Genomic DNA, 12174 nt, shown 5'->3' on the forward strand with positions numbered 1-12174 from the left:
TTACAAGCAAGTCCGCATCGGACTTTGGGCAAGAAGACTGCTGCGCTGACAAAGGCCAGCGCAGAGGCCAACACTTTCGCCGTCGCTGAGAGCCAAGCGATCAGAATGCGCGTTGAACACGAAGGCGTCCTTCGTACTCGCTAGCGTTGGCTTTGAATTTCGGCAGTCCAGCGGCGGTAAGGCTCCCTGGACCGAAATCCGGAGCAAGGCCAACTGGCCGCGTCTGGTTCAAGTGAATATACGTCAACTCGGTGCCGATATCGAAGCCCTTGAGCGGCGTCCAGACGAGGTTGGTACCGACACGTGATTCCTTCAGGTTGGATACGCCGACCGCGCCGCCGAAGCCGTTGAGCGCGTTTTGCGAATAATCCACCTGCAGATACGAGCCAAAGATCGCCGAACTCAGGGTCGGGATCCAATAGTGCTTGTAGGCGGCCGTGACGTCCCAGCCCGCTTGCTGTTCGCAGGAGCGGCTGCCGGTGAAGATGCAGTCCGAATTGCTTTGCGGATTCCAGCCATAGCCGTAGTCCATTGGCACAAACCCGTCGCCCGCGTAGCGATTTGCATTGACCGCGCCATAGTTAAACCCAAGATTGGTGCCGGCGACATAGCCGAAAGCGCCTTTTTCATAAGCCGCCTGCAGCCAGAACTTGTCGCCGGGCGAGATGAAATCGGCCTTTAACTGAATACCGCCTTGAACCGCGAAGCCATAGGAATTGTTGACCATGGCCGGGAATGCATAGGCCGTCGGCGGCGTGGCAAGAGCGGTAGCCCCGAAGAGGCTGGCCCGGACCTGATGCGCCGCCGCCGACACTTGCACCGCGCCCCAGGGCTGGTCCAGGCGGAGATTGCCGACGATTTCCGGCATGCGCGCGCCCGCAGGCTGGGCCTGGAACGAGGTACCCGTTATGCCGCCGACATTGATCGCCGCCGCGGCGGTGCTCGCAATCGTGCTGCCAATCGCGACGCGCCGCGATGGCTGATCTTCGAAGGAGATCGACGCCGAGAAACCGCCGTCGAACGTCGCCGTGTAGGCGAGCAACGCGACAGTAGCATTGGAACCGCGCAAGGGAGCGTAATTGTAGGCATCGGCGTAGAAATCGAACATCGATTGGGCGCGGCCCGCGGTCAGGCCGGCGAATTGAATGAAGGCCTTGTTGACGATTGTTGTCTCGCGCTGCGCCGTCGATCCAGCCGATGTGTTGAACACATTTGGTGACAGGTATGCAAGGCTCCCCCTCGCGGAATTGCCGCCGGAGCCATAATAGGCATCGACCCGCGCGAAGGCCCGCAAGGCACCCCAAGGTGACTTTGTCCTGGCATCGAGTTCAACGCGGCCCAATGCATTGAAGTGGGTCGCATCACGCGATCGCGCATTGCTGTACTGGCTTGGTGATGGAACGTAGCCCATGATCGGTCGTGGCGTGCCATTAGCGTAGAAGCTCGGCCCCAAGATACTGTAGGACGGATCGAAACCACGCAACTCGGTTAGCACCAAGCCGCCGACCCTGAGACACGTCTCTGTGCCTGGAATGTAGAAAAAGCCGGCCCCATAGGCGTCGCAGATACGGACATATTCGATCGGCGCGGCTTCCCGCACCGGAAGATCGGCGGCACGGGCACCTGATGTCCCAATGACCCACGTCAAGGCCGCGGCTGAACCCAGAAGAAGGCCCTTAACACGGGTCATTTTAAACCTCAGCTATAATGGGATCACTCGGCTCGTCCACGATGCACGCCGTGACGCGGCCTCGCGGTCCAGCATGCGCGCCCCGTGGCAACCATCGCTTCTGGCGCGCTTGCTCCTTCGCCAATGATCCAGTTTCTGCCGACAAAAACTGCCTGAACACAGGGCTGCCCGCCATCAAGCACTCGGTATCGCCCGGTCGATCCACTCATAAACGTCCAGCGGCCCACTACAGGGTTTGCCACAACCCGCTTGACATTGACCCTCGACATCGAGCCGCGAGACCTTGCCCTTTCGGACCCAATGATCGAGCACCGCACGCGCCACCTCCGGCGGAATATTAAAATGCGTAGCAACATCGGGAACAAATACCCGCTTGTGCGTTATCAGGTACTCTTTGATCTCGGTCAGCATCAGGCTTTGGCGACCAATTTGCTTGCCGACACACGCCTGTTTCTCATCCCGAAATAGGCGCTCGCCACGCCGAGGACGACGAAATACGTCAGCACGCTCAATATCCATGCGGTCGATGAGGATGGATGAGAGACAAACGTGCCGATCTGGTAGAATAAAATAGCCGCACCATAGCCAAGGCTAACCGTCCAAAACACCATCAACGCCGTCCACCGTCGGTTAGTCTCGCGCGCGGTCGCCGCCGTGGTCGCGATACATGGGTAACATAGGAGTAATATGAGGTAGGCAAGCGCCCCGACCTTGCCGTCGAACCGGCTCGCCAACGCGGGCGCGAGACCGCTGTGAGCTCCCTGCGCGCTCGCCGCTGGGCTAAGCCCGATGAGGGCTTTCAGATTTTGCGGAATGGTCATCGCCGCCCGCTCGATCTTTTCCACCAGGTTGAAACCTCCCTCCGCAGCAGCCGGCGGCGCCTTCTGGGCGTCCAAATAGATCGACTCCAGGGTGCTCACGATCACGACCTTATGCAGAACGCCGGTCAGGAGCGCGACCGTGGCGGGCCATTGATCTTCCTGGACGCCCATCGGGGCCAAGGCCGGCGTGATCGCCCGCCCGCCCGCGGCCAAAAGAGAGCGATCAATCGGCTGCTGGTTGAATGACCCGTCGGTTCCCCACACGCTTAGCAGCTTCAGGATAAGCACCATCGGGATGATGAACTGGCCCACACGAAATACGAAAGCCTTCACGCGCGTCCAGGTACTGATCAACACATTTCTCAGCTTGGGCAGATGATAGGATGGCAACTCCAGGACGTGCACCGCGCGTTCTTCAGTGAGCAAGCTTTGCTTCATCAAGAGCGCGGTGATCATCGCGAAAACGATTCCGAGGAGATACATGCCGAAGATCACGAGGTGGCCTTCGGCTGGGAAAAAGGCTGCGGCAAATATCGTGTACACCGCCAGACGACCGCCGCAGGACATGAACGGGGCCATCAGCACGGCCACGATTCGATCTCGGGGGCGATCCAACGTGCGCGTCGCCATGATGGCGGGCACATTGCAACCGAAGCCAACCACCATGGGCACGAACACATTTCCCGGAAGACCCAGGGAACGCATGAGACGATCCATGACGAAACTGGCCCGGGCCATGTAGCCCGACTCTTCGAGCATTGAAATGAAAAGGTAAAGAAACCCGATGATAGGAATGAAGTTCACCACCTGAAGAAGACCATTGCCGACACCGCCGGCGAGCAGGACGTTAAGCCATGTGGGAGCGTTGAGCTGCGCGAGGATTTGCCCGAAACCTTCGATAAAGAAGATATTGGAAAGCTGATTGAAAAATGGCTTGAAAGCTCGACCAAGCTGAATCGTAAATAAGAACAGGCAATACATAACCCCGAGGAAGATGGGGATACCGAGGAGCCGATTCAGCACCACGCGGTCGATCCGGGCCGAGATACTAGGACCCGCCGCGGCGCGCTTGGGCTGCGCCTCGCCAGCTAATGCATGGATGAAACGGTAACGGCTGTCCGCGATAAGGATATCGGACTCGTCGCCTGTCTCTTGCGCAATTTGGCTAGCATGCGCCTCTTTCGCTTCTCTCACCGTATTGCCGACCTCATGGGTCGCAAATGCGTCACCTTCTAGCAAGCGGACCGCCAGCCAGCGGCTTTCGAAGCGAGTTGTTCCCGAACCTTCACTAATCAATCGCGACAGGTCTGAGATCGCGTCTTCAATCAACGGCGGGTAGTCAATGGCGAGGCTGGGTAGGGGTTGCTTCTCGGCGAGCCGCTGAAGCTCTGCCTTGAGTCCCTCGACTTCTCTCCGCTTGGAGGCGACCACCGCCATGACCGGGCAAGTCAGTCGATGTTGGATAGCTTCGAGGTCAAACTCCGCGTCCCGGCCCTTGGCCTCTTCCATGATGTTGAGGATGACAACTAACGGCGCCTTCATCTCCAATAATTGCGTTGTTAGATAAAGGTTATGCTCCAAGTGGGAAGCGTCGACGAGATCGATGATAAGGTTGGCTTCGCCCGAGAGAATATAGTCGCGTGCGATCCGCTCATCGATAGAGGAAGCCTCGTCATACGCATCAAGGGAATACATCCCCGGCAAATCGACGACCTTGACGGTTTGATCTCCGAACCGGCAAAATCCCACCTTCTTCTCTACCGTGACGCCGGCCCAGTTTCCTACCCGCTGCCTCGCCCCTGTCAGGCCGTTGAACAATGTACTCTTGCCACAGTTCGGGTTGCCGATGATCGCGATCGTGAGCGCAGCGCTGACGCGCTCGATCAACAAGGCCGACACTTCGTTCTTGCGCATGCTGAGGGAGGTGTCGCGCACGCGAACCTCGACCGGGTCACCAAGCGGAGCAACCCGAACGACAGTGAATTCAGCGCCGGGCGTAACCCCCATCGACAGTAATTTCTGCCGCTGGGCGATACCCCCGGGTTTGAAGCCTATGACGCGGCCTCGTTCACCGACTTTCAGATCACCAAAGTCAATTGCCATCATCGAACCTTAAGTAAGGGAACACATCCCCTTCTAACATTGTAACGGACAAGGAGAGGAAACCCTGACACCGGCCTAGCAACAAAATCGAGAAGAAGCGGCCAACCGCTGCTTTTTCCTGTCCTCGCAAAAATTACGGCGAGGTCGAGGAATGCGAATTGAAAGAGTAAATTGACGTTTGTAGGCGCCAATATGCTCTACCAGCCAAGTCTGGCGGGGCCTCCTACCAAACCTATGTTAGGATCGGATTGGGGGATCATGATTGACCTAAATCAGGGCGCCTGATCGTTGCACGCTGTAGCTTGGCCTCATCGTAGCGCTCCAAAGGCGGCGGGGGCCGATTGACGCGCCGGCGTCATCACGTTTTCATGATTTGCGGACAGTCGGTATCGGCTCAGTCCTATCACGCACGCCTGAGAAAAAGAGAAGCCCACGCGAATGAGGAGCACACTTGAAAGCTCGTATCTATCGTCCCTTGTCGCCGCATTTACCAGATAATCTAGCCATGATCGTCGACGCCGTACTCGCAAGTCTGCCCGACGCCGGGACGAGGAAAGCAGCATGAGTTCCGACACGTCATTGATCCTGCGCAAGCAACCGCGCGAGCCGTCCGCGGTAGTCTGGCTGGCTGGGACGGCCATCGCCGTGTCAGTTTGGTTCACCGTCTACGGCCAACTCGTCCCCCTCTCTGAATGGGTCGTGTTGCTCCTGCCCCTCGAGCGCGGCAGCCACCTTGAGGAGGCGATTAGGTTCTTCGTCTACGACACGCCAAAAGTGTTGATGCTCCTGACGCTCGTGGTGTTCGCCATGGGCGTGGTGCGCAGCTTCTTTTCGCCCGAGCGCACGCGAATCCTGCTAGCCGGACGGCGCGAGGGACTCGGTAATGTCGCGGCCGCCGGCCTCGGCATTTTCACTCCATTCTGCTCTTGCTCGGCAGTGCCGCTCTTCGTCGGCTTCGTCTCAGCCGGCGTGCCGCTCGGCGTGACGTTCTCATTCCTGATCGCAGCACCGATGGTCAACGAGGTGGCGCTGGGCCTGTTGTTTGCGCTCCTCGGCTGGAAAATCGCGCTCACCTATCTGGCCTTCGGCCTCGCGGTGGCGATTGTTTCGGGCTGGGTCATCGGCCGGTTGCATCTCGAAGGCTGGCTGGAGGAATGGGTCCGCAGCGCCCGCTCAGGCGCCGTCGACCTGCAGGCCGACCGGCTGAGCCTGGTCGATCGGATCAAAGCCGGCATCGAGGCGATGCGCGACATCGTCGGCAAAGTCTGGGTTTGGATCATCGCAGGCATTGCCGCCGGGGCGTTCATCCACGGTTATGTGCCATCCGACTTGCTGGCCTCCATCATGGGAAAGGACGCTTGGTGGTCGGTGCCCGCCGCCGTCCTGATCGGCATCCCGATGTACTCGAACGCCGCAGGCATCATCCCTGTGGTCGAGGCGCTTCTGGGCAAAGGCGCTGCGCTCGGCACGGTGCTCGCCTTCATGATGTCGGTCATCGCGCTCTCGCTGCCTGAGATGATCATCCTGCGCAAGGTACTGAGTGTGAAGCTGATCGCCGTCTTTATCGGCGTGGTCGGCCTGGGCATTCTCGCGGTGGGCTTCCTGTTCAACGCGCTCTTTTCCTGAAGAAAGGTAATCGTCATGAAGGACATTAAGGTGCTCGGACCCGGTTGCGCCAACTGCAAGAACACAACGGCGCTTATCGAACGCGTCGCCCAGGAGAAGGGCCTTGCGATCAACCTGCAGAAAATCGAAGATCTTCGCGACATCATGAGTTACGGCGTCATGTCGACGCCTGGCGTTGTAGTCGATGGGAAGGTTGTCCACGCAGGCGGCGTGCCGAGCCGCGAAAAGGTCGAGCTGTGGTTGATCTGATGAAGCTCTGTGGTCGGCCCACCACTCCCAACATCTGGACAGCTCCTATGCTCGATAAAGCAAAGCACACGGTTAATGGCAACTATCGCCGTCATCGCTTTACCGGAGCGAGAGGAGCGGCCACGCCGCGCTCATACCAGTTCTTGCTGCGGTTCACGATTGCAACCACCGACAGCATGACGGGAACTTCAATGAGCACGCCGACAACGGTTGCAAGAGCTGCACCCGACTCGAAGCCGAACAACGAAATCGCGGCGGCGACCGCAAGCTCGAAGAAATTGCTCGCCCCGATCAATGCCGAAGGCCCCGCCACACAATGTCGTTCGCCTGCCAAACGGTTCAAGAGATAGGCGAGGCCAGAGTTGAAATAGACCTGAATGAGGATTGGCACGGCGAGGAGTGCGATCACCAGCGGTTGACGCAGTATTTGCTCGCCCTGAAAGCCGAACAGGAGAACGAGCGTCGCCAGCAGCGACACCAGGGACAGGGGCTGCAGGAAACCGAGAACGCGCCCGAGCGACGCCTCTCCGCCAGCGTCTAGAGCGGGATGAGGAAAAGTGGAATCCGGTTTTCCGCCCGCATCCCGCTCTAAACTTTTGGAATCGATCACGTTCATGATTTTGGATTGAGTCAATCCAAAATCATCGTGATCTAGAAGTCGGCGGCGGATCAATTGCGCGGCGATGACCGGCAGGACAATATAGAGAACGACCGAAAGAACGAGCGTATCCCATGGCACGGTGATCGCTGAAAGGCCCAGCAACAGACCGACAATCGGCGCAAAGGCGAAGACCATGATCGCATCGTTCAGCGCGACCTGCGACAGAGTGAAATGTGGTTCGCCCTTGCTCAAATTGCTCCACACGAAGACCATGGCTGTGCAGGGCGCGGCAGCGAGCAAAATGAGCCCGGCGATATAAGAATTGATCTGATCGGCTGGAAGATAGGGCCGAAAGAGATGGCCGATGAACAGCCAGCCCAGCGCCGCCATCGAGAAGGGTTTGACCGCCCAATTGATAAACAAGGTCACGCCGATGCCGCGCCAGTGCTCTTTGACCTGATGAAGCGCGGCGAAATCGATCTTGACGAGCATCGGGATAATCATCAGCCAGATGAGAATCGCAACCGGTAGGTTCACCTTGGCAATTTCGGCGGCGCCAATCAGATGAAAGACACCAGGGAGAAAATGACCCAGGACGATACCAACGATGATACAGAGACCGACCCAAAGGGTCAGGTAACGCTCGAATCCGGACATACAGATTTCTCCCTAAACTTTCAGTACCCGCTGACCCGCGGCGTCGATGACAAGCTCGCCGTCTTCCTTGCGGAACTCGCCAAACTGAGATGGCAGAAGATCGAGCACCAACTCGGAAGGACGGCACAGCCGCGCGCCCTTGGGCGTCACGACGATAGGCCGATTGATGAGGATCGGATGGGCCATCATTGCATCGAGCAGGAGTTCGTCGCCCAGTGAAGGATCGTCGAGATTCAATTCGTGAAAGGGCGTACCTTTTTCACGAAGAAGCGCCCGCGCCGGGATCCCCATCCTTGCAATGAGATCGATGAGGATTTCACGAGTCGGCGGCGTTTTGAGATATTCAATGATCGTCGGCGCAATCCCGGCATTGCGGATCATGGCAAGCGTGTTACGCGAGGTCCCGCAGGACGGGTTGTGGTAGATCGTGACCGCAATGGGCCTGGCGTCGGCGCCGGTCTCCATCGTTACGCAGCCTTGCTCTGGAGCGTTTTCTCCGTTGCGCCGTCCATGGCGCCGATGTCCAACAGCTTCTGTTTCAGCGTCGCAAGATCGAGCTTTTCAAAATCAAGATTGACGAAGGCGGAGACCCGCGCGGAAAGGCAGCGATAGGCGTCCATGAAGGCGGCGCGCTTCTTGGCTTCCGTGCCTTCGATGGCCGCCGGATCGGGTATGCCCCAATGGGCGACGAGCGGATGCCCAGGCCAACGGGGGCAAGCCTCGCCCGCCGCCGAATCGCAGACCGTAATGATGAAGTCCATGTGCGGCGCATCCGGCCCCGCGAACTCATTCCAGCTCTTGGACCGAAATCCGGCCGTCTCGTAACCGAGGTCCTTCAGCAATGCGAGCGCATGAGGGTTCGGTTCGTCCTTCGGCCGGCTGCCGGCCGAAAAGGCGCGCACGCGACCGGCTCCTTCCTTGTTCAATATCGCTTCCGCAAGTATCGAGCGGGCGGAATTGCCGGTACAAACAATCAGAACGTTATATGTCTTGTCTGACGTGAGCCCCTCTCGTTTGGCTGGAAACAGAGTCGCAGCATCGGTCGTATCCGACGGGCCGCAGATCTTCTCAGTCACGCCGCAGCAATCCTCAAGGAGAAAGGCGCCGAGCCGTAGGGCGCGAGCGCGGTTCGCCGCGTAGATGATAGAGCGGCCCTCGCGCCGAGCCATTACGAGGCCTGCCTGCTCCAGCACCGCAAGATGTGTCGACAAGGTATTGTGCGGCACAAGAAGAAGCCGGGCGATGTCGCCGGCCGCGAGGCCATAGGGCAGATAGCGAATGAGAAGCCGGAACACTTCGAGACGCGACGATTGCGCCAAGGCGCCGAGAATTTGTAGCGCATCGGCCCCTTCGAAGCGCTCGGGCCCCGACCCCGCGACCGGTCTGGAGGTCCGGGCCATCAAGCTTTCTCCTCGACGGAGTTCGTCTTGCCGATCTCATCGAGCTGCCGCTGAAGCGAGAGCTTGTCGAGGCTCTTCATCGGCAGTGAAGTGAAGATCGAAATGCGGTTGTAGAGCATCCTGAACGCATCTGCGAACGCCAGATGTTTCTCGACCTCGGTTCCTTCGGCGGCGGCCGGATCCGGCTGGCCCCAATGGGCCGTCATCGGTTGGCCCGGCCAATAGGGACATTGTTCTTTCGCGGCGTCATCGCAAACAGTGAACACGAAATCGAGCGGCGGGGCGCCGGGCCCAGCGAATTCATCCCAGCTCTTCGAGCGAAACCCGTCCGTCAGGAAGCCCGATTTTTCCAGAATCGCGACCGCACGCGGATGGATCTCACCCTTGGGATGAGAGCCGGCGCTATAGGCTTTGAACCGGTCCGCGCCGAGCCGATTCAGGATCGCCTCGGCCATGATCGAGCGCGCCGAATTGCCGGTGCAGAGGAAAAGGACGTTGTAGATCTTGCCATCGGCCATGACTTCCCCTTGCGAAAATTGAGGATTTTCATTTACATCGATATGTCGAATATTATCGACAAATAGATATTATATCGACTGCGCGTTTCAGGCAAGACCAAAGAACGAGTCAGGCTGAACGCCCTAAGGACCGGCACAGTGGTCACTCATCAGGACCAAGCAACTCTGCAGTAGGGAAAACTGCGTTCGCGCTGGATCCGAACCTTCCCGCCTGCGACGTTTCAGGAGATCAGATCGGTTGGACGGCCAAAGCACAACAGGTTGCGTCCAGCCCCCTCGCGAAGACTTACCCGCGCGAAGCATAGATGTCGCTTTGAGCCCCACAGTTGCATTGTCTTGCAATGGCTTTGACGTTCCAGCGCGGAACGGCGTTTGGCCAGGGCTTTGACGCCGCCTACATCTGCTAATTCCTTCCAAAGAAAAATATTGGTGGCCCGCGGAATAAATGGAGATCGTGCATGTCTACCCAATAGACAGCCATCAATTATCTCTTGAGGCCAGCTGGATATGCGTCACCGCCATGGGATTCGCACGATCACCACCGCTTTCGTGGCCGTGCTGGGCTTTGGGTTCGTTTCCTTCGTTTTGGCAGAGAATGCAACGCCTCCGATCCCCGAGAACGGTCGGGCAGCGCAAGCGGGACATCGGCGCGAAGCGGCTTACCTTGCTGAGAACGAAGCTGCCATGGCGCTCATGATGAAAGGCATGGCTGTGAAGCCGACCGGCGACATCGACCGCGACTTCGTGGCCATGATGGAGCCCCACCATCAGGGCGCTATCGACATGGCCCAGGCTCTTCTTCGCTATGGCACGAATGAGCAGCTCAAGCGCCTCGCACAGGAAATTATCGTCACGCAACAGCAGGAGATTGCGGTGATGCGGCTGGCAATCGGCGAGCCCCTGGTGCCCTCGATGGCCTCCCCTACGCAATCGGTGCCAGCGTCGAAAGCCGATCCGTAATCAACACAAGCCGGCAGGACTCGCGTATCCTGATGTGATGCAACGAAACAGGAGCTGAACCATGAAGGGGATCATCCTTGCGATCGCGCTGCTCGCGACGACAGGTCTATGCGGGACAGGACCTGCGATCAGCGGTCAAGCCCCGAGCGCGGCCAATGATCCCGATATTCCCATAAGCCATCACGACCGTATTTATGCGGCGGAGCAGTTTTCGAACACGGTGTCGGTGACTGATCCCGTCGACAACATGTTGGTCGGCGTCATTCGCCTTGGCGATCCGCAGCCGGCCAATTTCAGCCCGCTCTACAAGGGCCAGGTTCTGGTGCATGGCCTGGGCTTCTCGCCGGATCATAAAACAATCGCCGTGGTTTCGATCGGGTCGAACTCCGTCACTTTCATCGATACCGCCACCAATGCCGTGAAGCATACGACCTATGTTGGACGTTCGCCGCATGAGGCGTTCTTCACGCCGGATGGCAAGGAGGTGTGGGTCACGGTTCGCGGCGAGGATTACGTGTCCGTGCTCGACGCCAACAGTTTCGAGGAGAAGACCCGCATCAAGGTTGCCGCCGGCCCCGGCATGCAGATCTTCTCGCCCGATGGGAAGTACGGCTATGTCTGCTCGTCGTTCAACCCGGAAACCGTGGCGATTTCGGTCGCGGATCATCGAATCGTCGGCCGCGTAAAGCAGGAGAGTCCCTTTTGCCCCAACATCGCCGCGACGCCAGATGGGAAGCAGGTCTGGTTCACATTGAAGGATATCGGTAAGACGATGGTCTTCGAAGCCCGGCCCCCCTTCTCCGTCCTCAAGACCATCGACACAGGCCCAATCACCAATCACGTCAATTTCGCGCACAATGCCAATGGCACTTTCGCTTATGTGACGATCGGCGGCCTTAACGAGGTCAAGGTGTTCCGCGCCGACGATTTCTCGCAGGTCGCAACCATACCGGTCGGCAAACTGCCGCACGGCATTTGGCCCTCCGGCGACGGCAGCCGGATCTATGTCGGTCTCGAAAATGCCGACGCGCTTGCCGCGATCGACACGCTCACAAACCAGGTGATCGCGACCGTGCCTATCGGTCAGGCTCCCCAAGCGATTGCCTACGTCCAGAATGCAGTTCCGGAGGGCGATGGCACAAAGGGCCTGCAAGCTCTCGGCATCGCTGGACAGACGGCTCATCTCGCGCTCGCGCCGCTCGCTGACGGCAAGCCGTCCGACACCATGGAGACGGCGCCGACCAGTGTCTCCCTGTTCGACCAGGGGCTTGTGCAGGTCTTGCAGGCGTCCGTAACGGGACTCGAGCCCAAGCAGCCCTATGTTCTGGCACTGTCGCATGACGAGGCCGGGGCTGGTATGCTGGAGCCGCTGTCGGCCTTCATGAGCAATCCGGCAGGAGCGGCGATTGTCAGCTCAATCGGACCGATTCGGCAAGTCGTGCAGGCCGAGGGCAGGAGTGATCGGCGCTATCTAGTACTTGTCAAAGGTACGCCGACCGAGCTTGGTCCGCCGGTCCAGGTTCAGGTGCGATAACTCCTGCGGCGTGTG

General features: G+C 58.9%; 10 protein-coding genes and 2 pseudogenes. 4 read left to right on the top strand and 8 right to left on the bottom strand.

Translation table 11 applies throughout. The features are described from left to right. Window positions 1-100 precede the first annotated feature (100 nt). The 3 genes from CU048_04130 to CU048_04140 form a co-directional block, all read right to left on the bottom strand. Window positions 101-1690, bottom strand: coding sequence for a porin (locus CU048_04130; protein QBR70591.1), 1590 nt, complete (start codon window positions 1688-1690; stop codon window positions 101-103). A gap of 174 nt (window positions 1691-1864) precedes the next feature. After that, window positions 1865-2209, bottom strand: a complete 345-nt coding sequence (locus CU048_04135) for a hypothetical protein (GenBank protein ID QBR70592.1) — start codon at window positions 2207-2209, stop codon at window positions 1865-1867. Continuing rightward, window positions 2101-4617, bottom strand: a complete 2517-nt coding sequence (locus CU048_04140) for a ferrous iron transporter B (protein ID QBR70593.1) — start codon at window positions 4615-4617, stop codon at window positions 2101-2103. Before CU048_04140 ends, CU048_04135 begins: the two co-directional genes overlap by 109 nt. A gap of 558 nt (window positions 4618-5175) precedes the next feature. Between CU048_04140 and CU048_04145 the strand changes: the two genes are divergently transcribed. Both CU048_04145 and CU048_04150 read left to right on the top strand, forming a co-directional pair. After that, window positions 5176-6240 (top strand): hypothetical protein, encoded by a 1065-nt coding sequence (locus CU048_04145; protein ID QBR70594.1) that lies wholly within the window; start codon window positions 5176-5178, stop codon window positions 6238-6240. A 15-nt stretch (window positions 6241-6255) separates the two neighbouring features. After that, window positions 6256-6489, top strand: coding sequence for a thioredoxin family protein (locus tag CU048_04150; protein QBR70595.1), 234 nt, complete (start codon window positions 6256-6258; stop codon window positions 6487-6489). Between the two features lie 91 nt (window positions 6490-6580). On the opposite strand, the pseudogene CU048_04155 reads toward CU048_04150, so the two are convergent. From CU048_04155 to CU048_04175, 5 genes and pseudogenes are all read right to left on the bottom strand, one after another. Beyond that, a pseudogene (locus CU048_04155) lies at window positions 6581-7033 on the bottom strand (arsenical-resistance protein). Window positions 7034-7150: 117 nt separating this feature from the next. After that, window positions 7151-7747: pseudogene (locus CU048_04160) on the bottom strand (arsenical-resistance protein). A 12-nt stretch (window positions 7748-7759) separates the two neighbouring features. Then, window positions 7760-8212, bottom strand: coding sequence for an arsenate reductase (glutaredoxin) (gene arsC / locus CU048_04165; protein QBR70596.1), 453 nt, complete (start codon window positions 8210-8212; stop codon window positions 7760-7762). A gap of 2 nt (window positions 8213-8214) precedes the next feature. Next, window positions 8215-9147 carry a protein tyrosine phosphatase gene (locus tag CU048_04170; protein ID QBR70597.1) on the bottom strand — a complete coding sequence of 311 codons (933 nt, stop codon included), beginning with the start codon at window positions 9145-9147 and terminating at the stop codon, window positions 8215-8217. Continuing rightward, complete coding sequence (locus CU048_04175) at window positions 9147-9665, bottom strand: ArsR family transcriptional regulator (protein QBR70598.1); 519 nt, start codon at window positions 9663-9665, stop codon at window positions 9147-9149. Before CU048_04175 ends, CU048_04170 begins: the two co-directional genes overlap by 1 nt. Window positions 9666-10172: 507 nt before the next feature. Between CU048_04175 and CU048_04180 the strand changes: the two genes are divergently transcribed. After that, window positions 10173-10625: a DUF305 domain-containing protein gene (locus CU048_04180; protein QBR70599.1), complete on the top strand. Its 453-nt coding sequence runs from the start codon at window positions 10173-10175 to the stop codon at window positions 10623-10625. A 61-nt stretch (window positions 10626-10686) separates the two neighbouring features. Beyond that, window positions 10687-12159, top strand: coding sequence for a hypothetical protein (locus tag CU048_04185; protein QBR70600.1), 1473 nt, complete (start codon window positions 10687-10689; stop codon window positions 12157-12159). The last annotated feature ends 15 nt before the right edge of the window (window positions 12160-12174 follow it).

It is taken from the genome of Beijerinckiaceae bacterium (genome assembly GCA_004564215.1).
In the GTDB taxonomy this organism is placed as follows: Bacteria; Pseudomonadota; Alphaproteobacteria; order Rhizobiales; family Beijerinckiaceae; genus Methylocapsa.

Coding starts and splice junctions, on each gene's coding strand:
- CU048_04130 (QBR70591.1), bottom strand. CDS start 1,690: ATGACCCGTGTTAAGGGCCTTCTTCTGGGTTCAGCCGCGGCCTTGACG.
- CU048_04135 (QBR70592.1), bottom strand. CDS start 2,209: ATGGATATTGAGCGTGCTGACGTATTTCGTCGTCCTCGGCGTGGCGAG.
- CU048_04140 (QBR70593.1), bottom strand. CDS start 4,617: ATGATGGCAATTGACTTTGGTGATCTGAAAGTCGGTGAACGAGGCCGC.
- CU048_04145 (QBR70594.1), top strand. CDS start 5,176: ATGAGTTCCGACACGTCATTGATCCTGCGCAAGCAACCGCGCGAGCCG.
- CU048_04150 (QBR70595.1), top strand. CDS start 6,256: ATGAAGGACATTAAGGTGCTCGGACCCGGTTGCGCCAACTGCAAGAAC.
- arsC (QBR70596.1), bottom strand. CDS start 8,212: ATGGAGACCGGCGCCGACGCCAGGCCCATTGCGGTCACGATCTACCAC.
- CU048_04170 (QBR70597.1), bottom strand. CDS start 9,147: ATGGCCCGGACCTCCAGACCGGTCGCGGGGTCGGGGCCCGAGCGCTTC.
- CU048_04175 (QBR70598.1), bottom strand. CDS start 9,665: ATGGCCGATGGCAAGATCTACAACGTCCTTTTCCTCTGCACCGGCAAT.
- CU048_04180 (QBR70599.1), top strand. CDS start 10,173: ATGCGTCACCGCCATGGGATTCGCACGATCACCACCGCTTTCGTGGCC.
- CU048_04185 (QBR70600.1), top strand. CDS start 10,687: ATGAAGGGGATCATCCTTGCGATCGCGCTGCTCGCGACGACAGGTCTA.